The organism is Butyrivibrio sp. AE2032, assembly GCF_000702965.1.
Genome location: NZ_JNLF01000003.1, coordinates 891548 through 906998, shown reverse-complemented (window position 1 = coordinate 906998; position 15451 = coordinate 891548). Strand labels below are relative to the sequence as shown.

Here is a 15451-nt window from a genome sequence, read left to right as displayed (position 1 = left end):
TAAGAAAACACATGCCATTTCAGATTATCAGAGCGGACATAACAAAAGTAAAAGCAGACGCCATCGTAAACACAGCTAATCCGGCTGTGGCTATTGGCGATGGCGTAGATTCTGCTATATATAATGCTGTAGGCAGAGAGAAGCTTCTAGAAGAACGTAAGAAGATTGGCACTCTGGAACCTGGAGAGGTTGGCATTACACCAGCCTTTGATCTTGATGCAAAGTACATTATTCACGCCAGTGGTCCTTGGTGGGATGGCGGTAAGAATAATGAGGTGCAGCTTCTTAGGGCTTGCTATGACAAGTCTCTTCAGATGGCTTATGACAGTGGATGCAAGAGCATTGCTTTTCCGCTCCTTGCTACGGGAACCTATGGATTTCCCAAGGAGCTGGGACTTGATATAGCCGTTAGTTCTTTTACCAGATTCCTGGAAGATCACGAGATGGACATAACACTTGTGGTTTTCGGGAAAAAAGCGGTGGACGTATCAGGAAGGCTTTTCGATGAGGTAAAGAGCTTTGTTGATGACGATTATGTAGAGAGTGCCACTTCTGAAGAGTACAGGCATGATAATGCGATAAGCTATACCGGTGCAAGAAGACGCGAAAAAGGCAGCAGGCGTGGACTGTTTGCAGCAAGGAAGGCAGAGGAGACTTTCCATCTTGATGATATAGAAGGTGATGGCTCAGACTTTGATATGGTGGGCTCTGCACCTTCTGAGATGATGATGTGTAATATGGCGCCAATGATGGCGGAGCCATCCGGAAAAGATCTTGAGGATGAGCTCAAGGACATTTACACAGACTCTTTTGCCAAGCATCTTCAGCAGCTTATCAACAAGAAGGGGCTCAAGAATTCTGAGGTTTATGCAGCTGCGAATATTTCAAAGCAGTATTTTTCCAAGCTGATAAAGGGGCAAGTCAATCCTTCCAAAGAAAAGGTTCTTGCTCTAGCAGTGGGACTACGCTTAAATCTTGATGAGGCGGTGGATTTCCTTAAGCTTGCCGGATATGCTCTTTCGCCCATATCCCAGACGGATAAGGTGGTGGAGTATTTCATCAGAAAAGAGGAATACAACGTAATGAAAATTGATATTGTGCTGTTTGATTATGGCTTGGAGCCGCTTTCTAACTGATTTTACAATGGTCGCCTTCGGGTTGACCATTTTTCTTTTCCAGGGAAGTATTATTACCTTACAAACAGACGAAAGCCCCGCTGCAGAGGGACAGAACAAGTGATTAAACCGGAAAGGTAGGGTAATGATATGAGTAAAGGATATACAGAGATTGTTTACATACTTGATAGATCAGGTTCAATGGGAGGCCTGGAGTCAGACACCATTGGAGGCTTCAACTCCATGATGGAGAAGCAGAAGAAGACCGGAGAAAAGGCGGTTGTATCAACAGTTCTTTTTGATGATGAGTGCGAAGTGATCCACGACAGGGTTCCGATTGAAAAGATCGAGAAGATGACCGACAAGCAGTATTATGTAAGAGGATGCACAGCGCTTCTAGACGCAGTTGGCGGAGCAATCCATCACATTGGAAATGTTCACAAGTACGCCAGGGAAGAGGACAGGCCTGAGAAGACTATTTTTGTAATCACTACCGACGGGATGGAGAATGCCAGCAGCAGATATTCTCGCGAGAAGATCGAAAAGATGGTCAAGAAGCAGCAAAAGAAATATGGCTGGGAGTTCATCTTCATCGGAGCCAATATCGATGCTTATGCTGAGGCTCAGAAGTACGGAATTCGCAAGGATAGAGCAGTTAATTATGTGAGCGACAATATCGGAACAGCGAAGGTTTACGCAGGAGTTTCAAATGCTGTTTGCTCAGTAATGATGGCAGATTGCTCAGCTGAGGTGGATAAGTGTCTCACAGGAAGTGGATGGGATGATGAGATCAATGCTGACTTCCAGAAAAGAGGCAGAAAGGCCAGGAGATAATCATGTCCGGATGTTACAAGAATAATGAGTGGTAAAGAAATTCAGTAGCGTAAGTGGTAAACTTTTTCGATAGCACTGATCAGGGAAAGATAGGAGTGATTTAGATGGCAGTAAAAGGAGCAGTTTTAGGAGATATATTAGGAGCACAGTTTGAGTTTGACAGACCAAAGAATCTTGATTGGAAGAATGTACCTCTGGCTGATGGTGATGCAATTGGTTTTACAGATGATACAGTAATGACTCTGGCAATTAAGAAGGCTCTAAAGACCGGAGTAGATCTGGTTGAGACAATGGTAGAAGTTGGCCGTGAGTACCCATTTGCCGGATATGGAGGGAGGTTCTTTAACTGGATCAATGGAAATAACCATGAGCCTTATAACAGCTGGGGAAATGGTTCAGCTATGAGAGCTTCCTTCGTGGGCGAGTTCTATGAAGATTACGACGAGATGCAGAAGATGGCTGAAGCAACAGCTGTGGTGTCGCACAACCATCCTGAAGGAATCAAGGGAGCAGTTGTGACAGCAACATGCATCTGGATGGCAAGACATGGTAAGAGCAAGCAAGAGATATATGATTACGTTCTTGAGCAGTATCCAAAGGCTGACTATGAGTACAGCATTGCTTACAGTCTTGATGAGATCCGCCCACGCTATAAATGGAATGAGAGCTGCCAGGGCTCTGTACCTGCAGCAATGAGATGTTTCTACGAAAGCACTGATTACGAGAGCTTCATACGAAATGTCTTTTCCCTGGAATGCGACTCTGATACTTTCGGAGCTATTGCAGGCGGAGTAGCTGAAGAGTTTTACGGAGGATTTGGAAACGTAGATGCGGACGGGCTTCTGAAGAAGTATCTGACACCGGAGCTATATGAGATATTGATGATGTAATCCCACATAAACGTAGTACAGGGAGAACAACCAGAACTGGCAGTCTCCCTGTTTTCTTATAATATGTAGGTGCTCGACGGCTCCCTACATGGAGTGAACTCATCTTAACATTGTTTCACTGAAAAAGATATGATTTTTGTCTCATATAGCGTCGAAGTACTTTTTTGCATATAATTAGGGAAGTTAAAAGTATATGAAGAAAGTATTGATTATATTGGGGTATATTTACAATGACATTATAAATATCGTGCGAGAAAACCCCTTCCGATGAAATCGGTTGTGGGATGAATCGCACTAGTTTTTCTTTTTGTATTTCCCCGTCTTAATGTATTTGCGTTTGTGTTCTTCTTTGCGTTGATCTTCAATGTATTTCTTAACAGTATCAAGCGAAACACTTCCGGTAGTGGCACAAAAGTAACTTGCGCTCCAGAAGGGGGAATCTCCCCAAAGGTATTTCTCTACGTGTGATCTATATGTATTCCTTACTTCCTTGGATAATTGTGATTTTAATGAGTTGATGAGCTTCACAGGAGCAACATCAGGTGGCATTGAGATGAGCAGATGCATGTGATCGACATCTGTCTCTGCAGAAATGAGCTCGCTGTTCATGCGCCCGCAGAGGTAAGCGGCGTAATTCTTCATGAAATCACCAATCTCATCTGTGATCACTTTCTTTCTGTATTTTGTCACAAAGATCACATGGTATGTGAGTTTGTATACGGAATGTGAGCCCCTTCTGTAGTCATCAAGGTTTTCTGATCTTGTTACTGATTTTGCTGCTGATTTCTGCATATATTTTCCTCCATCCAAAAAGAACAAATGTTTGTATGACTCCGAAATATGTGCTATAATACCAACTATAGAATACTAATAAGGAATTTACAACCGTGTACAGAACAAGGCAATACAGGATAAGCAAAAACCGCATACTCTACGACTATTGCAGGGATATTTGCAGGTCATCAGCCATCCTGTACAACAGGGCAAATTTCATCTTAAGGCAGTATTCGTCATCGGTCGATTCAATGGCCATGTTCAAGCCTCTTTTTCCAAATCAGATGGTGGTTTACAAGCTCGTAAGGGATAGTCTCTTTGGAACCAAATATCTTGGTGACAGCAAGTGGCTCTCATATAATGCCCTTGATCATCTGCTAAAGGCAACAAGGGATAAGGCATACTATGCCCTTCCGGCCCAGGCTAATCAGCAGATATTAAAGCTCCTTCTGAGGGACTATAAGTCTTTCTTTGAGGCTGTAAAAGCATATGGAAGGAATCCTGAGGCCTTCACGGGACGTCCCAGGATGCCGGGGTATATGCCTTCCGGTTCATTCAAGACAGCTGTCCTTACGAACCAGATATGCAGAATCAAGGATGGGTATCTAAAGTTTCCGGGGACAAAGGATAGGCTGTCTCTTGGCCAGCTCCCGGAAGAAGTATGCCTTAAGGAAGTCCGTATAAAGCCCGGCGGAAACAGTTTTGTTCTGGATGTAGTTCTTTCAGTGCCTGACAAAGGGATAATCCCCATGGCTGATAAGGATATCCTCGCTGACCTTTCGGCGGTAGAGGAACTGAAAAAACTGAGAGTGATGGCTATAGATCCTGGAACAGACAATATCGCCGCTGTTGTAAACACTTTTGGTGCAAGACCATTTGTGATAAAGGGTGGTGTGATCAAGTCAATCAACCAGCTTTACAACAAAGAGATGAAAAGACTCTCTTCCTGTGCCATGACATGCAACAAGAGGTACAGGACAAGGAAGATGAAGGCTCTTACTGAAAAGAGGAACAGAAGGATAAAAGATCAGTTCCATAAGGTGAGCAGACATCTGGTAGACTATGCAAGGGATAACCATGTAGACATAGTGGTGATGGGCCATAACACATACCAGAAACAGGAAATAGGTATAGGACATGTCAATAACCAGAACTTTGTGCAGATACCAATGCTGATATTTGCAGACATGCTCAGATACAAACTTGCTGAATATGGTATAAGGTTTGTCCTTACAGAAGAAAGCTACACATCAAAGGCAGATTTTTTAGCAAAAGATGGCATTCCCGTGTATAAAAAGAACAGCTCAGAAAACTACTTTTTTTCAGGAAAGCGGATAAAGAGAGGCCTGTACAAGCACTACGATGGTACAATAACAAATGCAGACATAAACGGAGCTGCAAACATCTTAAGAAAAGTATTCCCAAAGGTAAGCCAATGGGATAGGGGCATAGTGGACATGCCCTGTTCTGTAGGGTGCGTAGAGCATCCTGCAGGTTCATGCCGCCATGCGGCATAACAGAAACACTTTCCGACGTGGAGTCGGTGGGGGTGGTTCATGTTCTTCATAGTAGATAAGCTGAGAGGAACATTGATCAGCAGGTATTTACTGATCATAATTGTTATACTTGGAGTTATGAATATGCTTATAGCAAAAGGAATGAAAGAGTATTATATTTCATCCCTGATGCTTGTTGTATCGACTGTCGCGGGAATGATTCTCTACACGTATTATTACTACTATTTTGTCAGTGCTAATCCTGAGGCTCCTATTTTTGGTACGGCTATCATGATGGTTTATGGATTTATTGCATTGGCTGTTGCCGCAGTTGGAACTGTTGTAGTGGGGATAAAGGATAGATATGCAGGGAAAACTGATATTAATGAGGAAGTTGAGAATATGAAGGCTATTGCTGGGGCAGTCCTCCTTGACGTAAGAAATGAAGATGAATTTAAGGGAGGGCATATCCCGGGAAGTATAAATATCCCATTAGGTAATATTGAGGATGTTGAGAACAAAATTAGTGACCAGGATACTCCGGTATTTGTGTATTGCCTTAGAGGAACAAGGAGTGCTCAGGCGGTGAGAAAAATGAAGGCTATGGGTTACAATAACGCAAAAAGCATCGGAGGTATAGCCGCCTATAAAGGACAGATAGTGCAGGTATAAGACAACAGAGGACGAGCATGGGAGAAGGTTGAGATTGAACCAATAAATGTTGTTATTGCAAACAGCTTGGATAAGAAGGATGGAAAACAGTAATGGTCATAGCTGTTTGCGCATCTGAGGTGCATTAGAAGTGTAAGGATACTTATGGAGACAGACTTGAGAGCAAGGCAATATTTGACTGTGATTGAGCACTGGAGGAGCAGTATGAAAAGATTATGCGTTGCTATGGTAGTGCTTATGATGATTGCTGCTGTAGGTTGTGGAAACAATAAAGTGGCAGATAGCGGAGCTGCTTCCAGCACAGTGAGTGAACCGGAAGCGGTTGAAGCCAGCACTCTTGGTGTGCCTGCGGTGAAAGACGGAGTTTTGAGACCGGGAGAAGACTGCGCTGAGGTTTATTTCGAATGGGATCCGGTTGAAGGTGCTGATGGATACGAAGTCTCTGAGGAGAATAAGTACTATTCAGAAAAAGAGTACAGAGAACCTGAAACTGTTGAGATCGTCGATAATTCTTATGTTACCGGTGCCCAGGATTATTTTGATTTCAGAATAAGAGTAAGGGCTTTTAACGGTGAAGGAGCCGACAGAGTTTATGGCGAATGGAGCTCTTTTGCCACGGGAAGTGCATATGAAAAGAAGACTGCGACAGCCGGCGGACCTTATGGAGAGATATCTGTAGTTATTCCGGAAGGATGGACGGCAGAGATTTCTGCAGTGGACGAGGGAAAGCTCACTTATGGTCTATATGGATTGATACTGAAGCCAAAATCTGCTGATGAGGGGCAGATAGAGCTCTTTTGTTCAGACAGTTTTGGCGTGTGTGGTACGGGACTTTCCCAGGAAGAGATTACATTAGCGGGATATGCCGCTCATGTTGGTACATATGATGATCATGAGCATTGGGATTTCATTACTTTTGGAGACGAGCGTGCGCAGATAGTAGCCCAGAGCATAGACTGCGATTCCTGGATAAGCTATATGTGGGAAGAAGCAGATACTATTTTGGATACGCTTAAGTTTGATCCCAGCAAGACTGAAGGCGGAATAGGACAGTACATTTCAGATTCTGAAGTTGAAGCTCTTGGACTCATGATGAGCGTAAGTAATGTTACTCCTTCAGGACTGACTGTTCATTTCAGGCAATATGCTGATAAGAATACCGGTGAGCTGATATATGGAGAAGACTACACCCTTGAGAAACTTGAAGGTGAGAAGTGGGAAGCGGTTCCAACGATAATCGATAATGGAGTTTTCACTGATATTGGCTACAATATTCCAAAGAATGGGGAAGCTGAGATTGAAACTAATTGGGAATGGCTTTACGGAAAGCTTGAACCTGGGACATACAAGATAACCAAGACAGTTTTAGATTCAGGAGCCAGCGACGAAGGGGATAGTTTAAATCGGTATACTATGAGCGCACAGTTTTTGATTGCCGGATGAGGGAGATTAAAATATGTCATACTGTTCCTGGGATCAGTCTTCAGAACTGAATATAAAGTATCACGACTCTGAGTGGGGCGTGCCTTTGCATGATGACAGGGGACAGTTTAAGTTCCTGATGATGGAAGTAATGCAGTGTGGCCTCAACTGGACCATGATAAGAACTGCCCATGTTATAAAAAGATTGTCGGGAAGTATCCTACTGTAGCGAAGAAAAGATTTTTGGAAAAACAGGTTATGCATTTTGGAGGCTAAGAAAGATCAATGATTACAGTAAATCTTTACTATAAGGGACAAAACGGCGCTGCCAGGGCTTTTGCTGATGAGATGGAAAAGTCTGGAATCGCGGATGCTATAAGAGCTGAGGAAGGGAATCTGAGGTATCAGTATTTCCAGCCGTTTGATGATACGGAGACAGTTCTTTTGATAGACAGCTGGACAGATCAGGCAGCCATTGATGCACATCATGCAAGTCCAATGATGAAGCAGCTTGCAGAACTTCGTGAGAAGTATGACCTGCATATGACTGTGGAGAGATTCGTGAGCGATGAGCTTGGCGATGACGAGAAGTTTATTAGAAAGTGACAGGAGTCGCTATGAAAAAAGTAAGAATCACTGTTAAGAAGATTGCCAGATACGAGGATCTTATGGCAGAGTATGAAAATCTAATAGAGCATGCCTGTTCCATGGAGCTTGGACAGACATTTATATGCAATGGATGGGAAAGGCCGGAAGGATTCTGTGAAAGCGCATGGGAGACAGTTTCTCCTTTTGTGATGACTTTGGCACATGGCGGAGAGAACTTTTATGACGGTTGGATGAAGAATCCCAAGTCCGCAATGATTTCCTGTAACGATGGATTCAGACCAGTGAGTTTTTTGATTGAGACGATGGATGAGGATAGTGACTAATGGTAAAAAAGATTGTTAGAGATCCAATGTTTCTGCAACAGAAGTCAGAGCCTGCAACAGAGGCTGACAAGCAGGTTGTTGTAGATCTTCTTGATACATTAAGAGCCAACCAGGAGCATTGCGTTGGCATGGCCGCCAACATGATTGGTGTGAAGAAAAGAATTATCGTGGTGGCTATGGGGCCATTCCATTTTGCGATGGTTAATCCGGTGATTACCAAGAAAACAGGAGAGTATCAGAAAGAAGAGAGTTGCCTTTCTCTCGATGGAGTGAGAACCTGCACCAGATATAAGGAGATTGAGGTGGATTATCTTGATCAGGACTTCAAGCCACAGCATGGTAAGTATAAGGATTTCACAGCGCAGATAATCCAGCATGAAATCGACCATTTTGAGGGAATACTAATTTGAGCGTTTACATAGGATAGAGATGCCTTTGTTTTGCATAGATAGTAAATTAGACGTCTAGTAATCACCGATATAGTTATATATGGGCCTTCCGACCTAGGATATAATGATTTCAACACCAAAAATGTTGGAGGGCTTATAATAATGACTGCACAGATTTTATTGATTCTTGTTTTGGTTGCTACGATAATACCGGTATGTTTACTGTTCGGTATTCCAGCATCAAAATATAACAAAAAGGTTCAGAAGGAAGAAACGAAGGAAAGACAATGAGCAAATATGTTTCACTGGACAAACGAAGTAAGAAACAGCAAAAAGAGTACCATTCCAAGCAGAGACGCACCTGGGGAGAGTTAAATCCCGTGACGAGTAGCGTTCCAAGTGGAAAGGCCTACAACCGCAAGAAGGAAAAAGAGAGGATCAGCAAAGAATTCAGAGATGGAGCTGGTCCTTTTTTATTGGTATAAACAACCGGAAAGATTTTTATACTACTAGGCTAATGCGTAGCTAAACAGAGATTTTTTGTATGATTGAAAAAATAAAGGAAAAGTTATATTATAAAAGTGAAACAAATGATTTCAAATATATGAGGAAGGCATTATGGTAATTGATTATATTATCGAAAATTATACAAATGGCGAACCTATCTTTATAGATGAACTCCCAGGAAACTCTAAGGATTATCTCAGGCAGGAAATGAAGAAGCTTGTAGATGAGGGGAAGTTGGAACGACTTTATAATGGAGTCTATTATTTGCCATATCTTACTATACTAGGAACTAAGGGAAGAATCTCTGTAGATAAGTACATAGATAAAAAGTACCTGAATGCCAATGGGAAAGTTTCTGGCTATGTTACTGGACTTCAATTGGCGAATAAGTATGGTTTTACAACTCAGAATCCTTCATGTTATGAGATATGCAGCAATGAGGCCACGACAAAGCAGAGAAAACAGGATTTTGATGGAAACACTATTATTGTCTATAAACCTGTGGACACTGTCACCGAACGTAATAAATCGGCATTACAGTTTCTTGATCTTATGACCAATATAGATAGGTACAGTGAAATTAAAGGTGCAGAACTTCTAAAAAAACTGAGGAAGTATGTGAAAACAACAGGACTGGATTTTTCTGTGGTCAAAGAGTACCTTCCGTTTTATCCAGATAAGGTGTATAGAAATATCTATGAAGGAGGCTTGATGGGTGAGCTGGTATAAGGAGCATAAGCAGGAATGGAAGGAGATAATTGAAACTATATCTCGGGAGGTAAGCCTTATGGGAAGTCATTGATAATTAGAAGAGACGCTGAGGACAATGAAATTCGAAGAGAACTTCAGCAGGATTCAACCGGCGTAAGAGAGTTCTTTGCATGGGCTGTCCAGATATTCAGGGTAGTATATGAGAACAGGGTTGTATTTGCAGATGAGATGGACAGAGTACTTAATCCAATTCTATCAGACAGAGTTGTGGCGTTTGTTAACGGCGAGGAACATAAAGGACAGTTTATATTCTCAACGCATAACGTGCTTCATCTGAATCTGAAGACCTACATGAAGGAACAGATCTATTTTGTGACAAAAAGTAAGGATAGTCTTACTTCTGAACTGTATTCACTTTCAGATTTTCCCGAGGTAAGATACGAGACTGCCAAAGTCTATGAGTTTTACATGAAGGGCATATTGGGAGGTACAGCTTTTGAGTAGAAAAGAGAGGGTGGATGCCAATGAAATTACCACCTGACTGGGATGAGCCATCCAAGGAGAACAAAGGCCTTATATAACAGTTTAGGAGAATCTGGAAATGATATCTAAATCAAAAGAAAAACCATTAGGAATGAGAATAGGCGAGAATGTTTTCTGCATCGGATACCTGGTGTTTGCACTCATCGCCGGAATTATTTTCGTTACCCGTACTCTAAGCACAGGCAATCTGTTCTTCAGAATCTGTGCCGTGATGATTCTACTCCTTGGTGGAGGAGATGCATTTCATCTGATTCCAAGAATAGTAATCAATTTTAAGGAAGAGGCATCTGATAAAGAAGTACAGAGAAAAAGAGAATTCTGGCTTGGCCTTGGCAATCTGATCTCATCAATTACCATGACAGTTTTCTACATTTTCTTCTTTGCAGCACTATCAGTAAAGCATGGAAAGTATGATGTCAGTTCAGTAATGCCGGAGAAGTTTACTCTGTATCTTGTACTGAATGTGCTAGCATTAATCCGTATCATCCTATGTCTGTTCCCTCAGAATCACTGGTTTTCGAAGGACAATGAGACTAGATGGGGGCTTTATAGAAATATCCCATTCGTAATCATGGGCGTGATCACAGTCCTGTACCTGATCTTATGGTATCAGGAGTGGCTGTTGGCAGTTCTTGTAACAATAAGTTTTGTCTGCTACATGATAGTAGTGCTTGGAGCAAAGAAAAAGCCGATGCTTGGAATGATGATGATACCAAAGACAATCTGCTATATCTGGATGATTGCATTGTTTTTTTAAAGGTCGAGGAAAAAGATATGTCAGTAGAAAATGGTGTATGGGTAATGCATGGAGTGGACTGGAAACATCCTGAATGCATTCATACAGTAGAAGAACTGGAAGATTATGTAAATGAAGTTGGATTCCTGCCGTTGTTTGGTAATGATGTTGCAGGTTTCTCTGTCGAGGAATGGACTGATCCAAAGTACTGGTGGACCGGTAATGAATCAAGAGATCCATGGGAATGGCGTGAGATTATAGCAAGGCGTGGCAAAGTTGCCTATGGCAAATTCTTTGATAAGAAGGCGGGATTCATCAGTCTGGAGTGGCTTCCATATTTTGCTAATTACAGGCGTAGCGGTTATGACTTTGATGCGCGCTGGGAAGATGGCTTGGCTAACAGAAGAGAGAAGACCATCATGGATGTATATGTGTCGGAGAATGAAGACGGCGATACTGTTTACAGTACTGAGAGGATTCTTTCTACAGAGTTAAAGAAACAGTGCGGCTTTGGAAAAGAAGGCAGCAAGAATTTCCCCGGCATTATCACTGGTCTGCAGATGCAGACATACCTTGTGATCACAGACTTTGTTCGCAGAAAGAACAAGAAGGGTGACGAGTATGGCATGGCAGTATCTATCATGCTGTGTCCTGAAGCTGTCTGGGGCAGAGATCTTGTTACTAAGGCATATGGCGAAAGCCCAGCTGAGTCTTGGCAGAGACTCTTTGACCATGTAAAAGAGATGTATGAAGAGGCGGATGATTCTGCGATTAAAAAACTTATTGGCAAGAAGCCAGTGGGATAAGAGAAAGTGACACTAAAGGAAGCATACAAGATACTTGTTGTATCAAAAGAGAATAGCGACAGGGAGATTAAGGCGAAGTACAAGAAGCTTCTCATTATGTATCATCCGGACTCTGATCCCACCAGGAAAAGAGATCCTGAAGACGATGAAAAGATCCGTCAGGTCATCGAGGCCTACAATAAGATCAGGGAATCTGAGGGAGAGCTTTTTTTGAACCTTACGAGTTTACATGGGATGCCTTTGAGAACAAAAGAGCTTTCTCAGAGTGGAACATCTTCTTCCAGTTCAAGATCTACGACGAAGCCCTGCCGCCATCCAAGATGGCCAAAGGCAGATTTGTCTGGGATCCTGACATGGAGGAGTTTCCATTATTTGCAAAGAGTGTTCTTGAGGCCTGCAAGGAAGTGATGATGGATTATGATGTCATGCTGACTCCGGATAAAGTAAGAGCGAATCCATGTTGCGATTGAGCTGACCATACCAAAAGATCTCACAGATACTCCGGTATCAAATGAGAAGTTAATAAAAGAGCTGTTGATGAAGTGAAAAGGTCATCCCAAATTGTTGATGGCCTTCCTCACAACATCAACCCACTTATAAAAGGGGATTTAACATAGATGCACTTTCATGACTCATATAGCATGGAAGTGCTTTTTTGTTTAATAGGAAATTCCTCCGAATTTCCTATTAAACAAAAAACGCTCCGCTATGGATGCGCACTCGCGCGTAAGGTATATGTTGCATAAATGCAACCGCGCTCGGCGCGAGCATGTTGCGAGCAACATGCTTTTTTACATATAATAGAGTAAGTTGGAAATTGGGGCGTTGGCGCAGCTGGGAGCGCGCTTACATGGCATGGAAGAGGTCATGAGTTCGAGCCTCGTATAATAATCAGTGTTGGATTGTTTGGCCATTCAGGGGATTATGAAGTCTGGGAAAATATGGATGAAGGTACTCTTACCAAGACCAAGGAAATGCCGGACGATTGATATGATGAGGGTTAAAGAAAATGGAATTGTTTGATGGAAGACCAGTAAGCTGTGAAGGCCGTTTGCCCAGAGAGGTCAGGGTATATGACTATTTGGATAAGATTGGGATAGAGTATAAACGAGTTGATCATGATCCTGCTACAACTATGGAAGCCTGTGAAGAGGTGGATAAGGCACTGGGTACATTGATGTGCAAGAATCTTTTTCTTTGTAACAGACAGAAGACCAGGTTTTATCTGCTGCTCATGCCGGGGGATAAGAAATTTAAGACAAAAGAGCTCTCGAATCAGATAAACTCAGCCAGGCTTTCTTTTGCCGAAGCAGAGGACATGCTGAAATATCTGGATATCGAGCCCGGAGCAGTAAGCGTGATGGGGCTTATGAATGATAAGAACCATGAAGTGCAGCTCCTTGTGGATGAGGATCTTAAAACATCAGAGTTTTTTGGTTGTCATCCATGTGTATGTACATCAAGCTTGAGGATCAGGACGGCTGATATTTTTGAGAAGTTTTTGCCAGCTGTGGGACATGAACCACAGACAGTGCATCTTGTGGGAGAGGATTGATTATAAATATCGTGCGAGAAAACCCCTTCCGATGAAATCGGTTGTGGGATGAATCGCACTAGTTTTTCTTTTTGTATTTCCCCGTTTTAATGTATTTGCGTTTGTGTTCTTCTGTGTGTTGATCTTCCATATATTTCTTAACAGTATCAAGCGAAACACTTCCGGTAGTGGCACAAAAGTAACTTGCGCTCCAGAAGGGGGAATCTCCCCAAAGGTATTTCTCTACGTGTGATCTATATGTATTCCTTACTTCCTTGGATAATTGTGATTTTAATGAGTTGATGAGCTTCACAGGAGCAACATCAGGTGGCATTGAGATGAGCAGATGCATGTGATCGACATCTGTCTCTGCAGAAATGAGCTCACTGTTCATGCGCCCGCAGAGGTAAGCGGCGTAATTCTTCATGAAATCACCAATCTCATCTGTGATCACTTTCTTTCTGTATTTTGTCACAAAGATCACATGGTATGTGAGTTTGTATACGGAATGTGAGCCCCTTCTGTAGTCATCAAGGTTTTCTGATCTTGTTACTGATTTTGCTGCTGATTTCTGCATATATTTTTCTCCATCCAAAAAGAACAAATGTTTGTACAACTCCGAAATATGTGCTATAATACTAACTATAGAATACTAATAAGGAATTTACAACCGTGTACAGAACAAGGCAATACAGGATAAACCAAAACCACATACTCTATGACTATTTCAGGGATATCTGCAGATCATCAGCCGTTCTGTACAACAGGGCAAATTTCATCTTAAGGCAGTATTCGTCTGCAGTAGATTCAATGGCCATGTTCAAGCCTCTTTTTCCAAATCAGATGGTGGTTTACAAGCTCGTAAGGGATAGTCTCTTTGGAACCAAATATCTTGGTGACAGCAAGTGGCTCTCATATAATGCCCTTGATCATCTGCTAAAGGTAACAAGGGATAAGGCATACTATGCCCTTCCGGCCCAGGCTAATCAGCAGATATTAAAGCTCCTTCTGAGGGATTATAAGTCTTTCTTTGAGGCTGTAAAAGCATATGGAAGGAATTCTGAGGCCTTCACGGGTCGTCCCAGGATGCCGGGGTATATGCCTTCCGGTTCATTCAAGACAGCTGTCCTTACGAACCAGATATGCAGGCTCAAAGATGGCTGCCTTAAGTTTCCCGGAACCATGGATACTCTGTCTCTTGGTCAGCTCCCGGAAGAAGTATGCCTTAAGGAAGTACGTATAAAGCCCGGTGGAAACAGCTTTGTTCTGGATGTAGTTCTTTCAGTGCCTGACAAAGGGATAATCCCCATGGCTGATAAGGATATCCTCGCTGACCTTTCGGCTGTAGAGGAACTGAAAAAACTGAGAGTGATGGCTATAGATCCTGGAACAGACAATATCGCCGCTGTTGTAAACACTTTTGGTGCAAGACCATTTGTGATAAAGGGTGGTGTGATCAAGTCAATCAACCAGCTTTACAACAAAGAGATGAAAAGACTCTCTTCCTGTGCCATGACATGTAACAACAGGTACAGGACAAGGAAGATGAAAGCTCTTACTGAAAAGAGGAACAGAAGGATAAAAGATCAGTTCCATAAGGTAAGCAGACATCTGGTAGACTATGCAAGGGATAACCATGTAGACATAGTGGTGATGGGCCATAACACATACCAGAAACAGAAAATAGGTATAGGACATGTCAATAACCAGAACTTTGTGCAGATACCAATGCTGATATTTGCAGACATGCTCAGATACAAACTTGCTGAATATGGTATAAGGTTTGTCCTTACAGAAGAAAGCTACACATCAAAGGCAGATTTTTTAGCAAAAGATGGTATTCCCGTGTATAAAAAGAACAGCTCAGAAAACTACTTTTTTTCAGGAAAGCGGATAAAGAGAGGCCTGTACAAGCACTACGATGGTACAATAACAAATGCAGACATAAATGGAGCTGCAAACATCTTAAGAAAAGTATTCCCAAAGGTAAGCCAATGGGATAGGGGCATAGTGGACATGCCCTGTTCTGCAGGGGGCGTAGAGCATCCTGCAGGTTCATGCCGCCACGCGGCATAACAGAAACCCTTTCC

The 15451-nt window shown here is 42.5% G+C and carries 20 protein-coding genes and 1 pseudogene; 19 read left to right on the top strand and 2 right to left on the bottom strand.

What is annotated here, in order from left to right; all coding sequences use genetic code 11:
* The first annotated feature begins 11 nt into the window (after positions 1–11).
* From BO18_RS05985 to BO18_RS05975, 3 genes are all read left to right on the top strand, one after another.
* The gene (locus tag BO18_RS05985) at positions 12–1136 is read left to right on the top strand and encodes a macro domain-containing protein (protein ID WP_034444498.1); all 1125 of its coding nucleotides are present in this window, start codon (positions 12–14) and stop codon (positions 1134–1136) included.
* Positions 1137–1265: 129 nt separating this feature from the next.
* The gene (locus BO18_RS05980) at positions 1266–1949 is read left to right on the top strand and encodes a vWA domain-containing protein (protein ID WP_034444495.1); all 684 of its coding nucleotides are present in this window, start codon (positions 1266–1268) and stop codon (positions 1947–1949) included.
* Positions 1950–2053: 104 nt separating this feature from the next.
* Positions 2054–2839, top strand: coding sequence for an ADP-ribosylglycohydrolase family protein (locus BO18_RS05975; RefSeq protein ID WP_034444494.1), 786 nt, complete (start codon positions 2054–2056; stop codon positions 2837–2839).
* Positions 2840–3133: 294 nt separating this feature from the next.
* Here BO18_RS05975 and tnpA (BO18_RS05970) read toward each other — a convergent pair whose 3' ends face one another.
* Complete coding sequence (gene tnpA / locus BO18_RS05970; RefSeq protein ID WP_051688532.1) at positions 3134–3631, bottom strand: IS200/IS605 family transposase; 498 nt, start codon at positions 3629–3631, stop codon at positions 3134–3136.
* A 95-nt stretch (positions 3632–3726) separates the two neighbouring features.
* On the opposite strand from tnpA (BO18_RS05970), the gene BO18_RS05965 reads away from it, so the two are divergent.
* The 15 genes and pseudogenes from BO18_RS05965 to BO18_RS05890 all read left to right on the top strand — a co-directional run bounded on the left by BO18_RS05965 (position 3727) and on the right by BO18_RS05890 (position 13382).
* Positions 3727–5130, top strand: coding sequence for an RNA-guided endonuclease InsQ/TnpB family protein (locus BO18_RS05965; protein WP_081860930.1), 1404 nt, complete (start codon positions 3727–3729; stop codon positions 5128–5130).
* 39 nt (positions 5131–5169) lie between these two features.
* Positions 5170–5781, top strand: a complete 612-nt coding sequence (locus BO18_RS35525) for a rhodanese-like domain-containing protein (protein WP_242856519.1) — start codon at positions 5170–5172, stop codon at positions 5779–5781.
* A gap of 204 nt (positions 5782–5985) precedes the next feature.
* Complete coding sequence (locus BO18_RS32470) at positions 5986–7224, top strand: immunoglobulin-like domain-containing protein (protein WP_051688530.1); 1239 nt, start codon at positions 5986–5988, stop codon at positions 7222–7224.
* A 13-nt stretch (positions 7225–7237) separates the two neighbouring features.
* Positions 7238–7384 (top strand): annotated as a pseudogene (locus BO18_RS05945) (DNA-3-methyladenine glycosylase I); the annotation flags it as partial.
* 104 nt (positions 7385–7488) lie between these two features.
* The gene (locus tag BO18_RS05940; RefSeq protein ID WP_034444489.1) at positions 7489–7809 is read left to right on the top strand and encodes a putative quinol monooxygenase; all 321 of its coding nucleotides are present in this window, start codon (positions 7489–7491) and stop codon (positions 7807–7809) included.
* 11 nt (positions 7810–7820) lie between these two features.
* On the top strand, positions 7821–8135 hold the full coding sequence (locus BO18_RS05935; RefSeq protein ID WP_034444487.1) for a TIGR04076 family protein: 315 nt from the start codon (positions 7821–7823) through the stop codon (positions 8133–8135).
* Positions 8135–8545, top strand: a complete 411-nt coding sequence (locus tag BO18_RS05930; RefSeq protein WP_034444485.1) for a peptide deformylase — start codon at positions 8135–8137, stop codon at positions 8543–8545. The genes BO18_RS05935 and BO18_RS05930 overlap by 1 nt, the downstream gene beginning before the upstream one ends.
* A gap of 141 nt (positions 8546–8686) precedes the next feature.
* The gene (locus BO18_RS35975) at positions 8687–8815 is read left to right on the top strand and encodes a hypothetical protein (protein WP_255350909.1); all 129 of its coding nucleotides are present in this window, start codon (positions 8687–8689) and stop codon (positions 8813–8815) included.
* A complete protein-coding gene (locus tag BO18_RS05925; RefSeq protein ID WP_034444482.1) occupies positions 8812–9009 on the top strand; it encodes a hypothetical protein in 198 nt (65 codons plus the stop codon). The genes BO18_RS35975 and BO18_RS05925 overlap by 4 nt, the downstream gene beginning before the upstream one ends.
* Before the next feature lie 133 nt (positions 9010–9142).
* Positions 9143–9760: a hypothetical protein gene (locus BO18_RS05920; protein ID WP_034444479.1), complete on the top strand. Its 618-nt coding sequence runs from the start codon at positions 9143–9145 to the stop codon at positions 9758–9760.
* 69 nt (positions 9761–9829) lie between these two features.
* Positions 9830–10246, top strand: coding sequence for an AAA family ATPase (locus BO18_RS05915; RefSeq protein ID WP_242856518.1), 417 nt, complete (start codon positions 9830–9832; stop codon positions 10244–10246).
* A 97-nt stretch (positions 10247–10343) separates the two neighbouring features.
* On the top strand, positions 10344–11042 hold the full coding sequence (locus tag BO18_RS05910; RefSeq protein WP_034444478.1) for a hypothetical protein: 699 nt from the start codon (positions 10344–10346) through the stop codon (positions 11040–11042).
* 17 nt (positions 11043–11059) lie between these two features.
* Complete coding sequence (locus BO18_RS05905) at positions 11060–11827, top strand: AlkZ-related protein (protein ID WP_034444475.1); 768 nt, start codon at positions 11060–11062, stop codon at positions 11825–11827.
* 6 nt (positions 11828–11833) lie between these two features.
* Positions 11834–12235: a DnaJ domain-containing protein gene (locus BO18_RS05900; RefSeq protein ID WP_034444473.1), complete on the top strand. Its 402-nt coding sequence runs from the start codon at positions 11834–11836 to the stop codon at positions 12233–12235.
* A 601-nt stretch (positions 12236–12836) separates the two neighbouring features.
* Positions 12837–13382, top strand: coding sequence for a prolyl-tRNA synthetase associated domain-containing protein (locus tag BO18_RS05890; RefSeq protein WP_034444471.1), 546 nt, complete (start codon positions 12837–12839; stop codon positions 13380–13382).
* Positions 13383–13440: 58 nt separating this feature from the next.
* On the opposite strand, the gene tnpA (BO18_RS05885) is transcribed toward BO18_RS05890, so the two are convergent.
* Positions 13441–13938, bottom strand: coding sequence for an IS200/IS605 family transposase (tnpA, locus tag BO18_RS05885; protein ID WP_051688529.1), 498 nt, complete (start codon positions 13936–13938; stop codon positions 13441–13443).
* A 95-nt stretch (positions 13939–14033) separates the two neighbouring features.
* Between tnpA (BO18_RS05885) and BO18_RS05880 the strand changes: the two genes are divergently transcribed.
* Entirely contained in the window at positions 14034–15437 is a 1404-nt protein-coding gene (locus BO18_RS05880) for an RNA-guided endonuclease InsQ/TnpB family protein (RefSeq protein ID WP_081860929.1), read from the top strand.
* The last annotated feature ends 14 nt before the right edge of the window (positions 15438–15451 follow it).

What these genes read in the sequence shown, in the direction of transcription:
- BO18_RS05925 (WP_034444482.1), top strand. Translation starts at nt 8,812, where the DNA reads ATGAGCAAATATGTTTCACTGGACAAACGAAGTAAGAAACAGCAAAAA.
- BO18_RS05980 (WP_034444495.1), top strand. Translation starts at nt 1,266, where the DNA reads ATGAGTAAAGGATATACAGAGATTGTTTACATACTTGATAGATCAGGT.
- BO18_RS35975 (WP_255350909.1), top strand. Translation starts at nt 8,687, where the DNA reads ATGACTGCACAGATTTTATTGATTCTTGTTTTGGTTGCTACGATAATA.
- BO18_RS05910 (WP_034444478.1), top strand. Translation starts at nt 10,344, where the DNA reads ATGATATCTAAATCAAAAGAAAAACCATTAGGAATGAGAATAGGCGAG.
- tnpA (WP_051688532.1), bottom strand. Translation starts at nt 3,631, where the DNA reads ATGCAGAAATCAGCAGCAAAATCAGTAACAAGATCAGAAAACCTTGAT.
- BO18_RS05940 (WP_034444489.1), top strand. Translation starts at nt 7,489, where the DNA reads ATGATTACAGTAAATCTTTACTATAAGGGACAAAACGGCGCTGCCAGG.
- BO18_RS05935 (WP_034444487.1), top strand. Translation starts at nt 7,821, where the DNA reads ATGAAAAAAGTAAGAATCACTGTTAAGAAGATTGCCAGATACGAGGAT.
- BO18_RS05905 (WP_034444475.1), top strand. Translation starts at nt 11,060, where the DNA reads ATGTCAGTAGAAAATGGTGTATGGGTAATGCATGGAGTGGACTGGAAA.
- BO18_RS05975 (WP_034444494.1), top strand. Translation starts at nt 2,054, where the DNA reads ATGGCAGTAAAAGGAGCAGTTTTAGGAGATATATTAGGAGCACAGTTT.
- BO18_RS32470 (WP_051688530.1), top strand. Translation starts at nt 5,986, where the DNA reads ATGAAAAGATTATGCGTTGCTATGGTAGTGCTTATGATGATTGCTGCT.
- tnpA (WP_051688529.1), bottom strand. Translation starts at nt 13,938, where the DNA reads ATGCAGAAATCAGCAGCAAAATCAGTAACAAGATCAGAAAACCTTGAT.
- BO18_RS05930 (WP_034444485.1), top strand. Translation starts at nt 8,135, where the DNA reads ATGGTAAAAAAGATTGTTAGAGATCCAATGTTTCTGCAACAGAAGTCA.
- BO18_RS05985 (WP_034444498.1), top strand. Translation starts at nt 12, where the DNA reads ATGCCATTTCAGATTATCAGAGCGGACATAACAAAAGTAAAAGCAGAC.
- BO18_RS35525 (WP_242856519.1), top strand. Translation starts at nt 5,170, where the DNA reads ATGTTCTTCATAGTAGATAAGCTGAGAGGAACATTGATCAGCAGGTAT.
- BO18_RS05920 (WP_034444479.1), top strand. Translation starts at nt 9,143, where the DNA reads ATGGTAATTGATTATATTATCGAAAATTATACAAATGGCGAACCTATC.
- BO18_RS05890 (WP_034444471.1), top strand. Translation starts at nt 12,837, where the DNA reads ATGGAATTGTTTGATGGAAGACCAGTAAGCTGTGAAGGCCGTTTGCCC.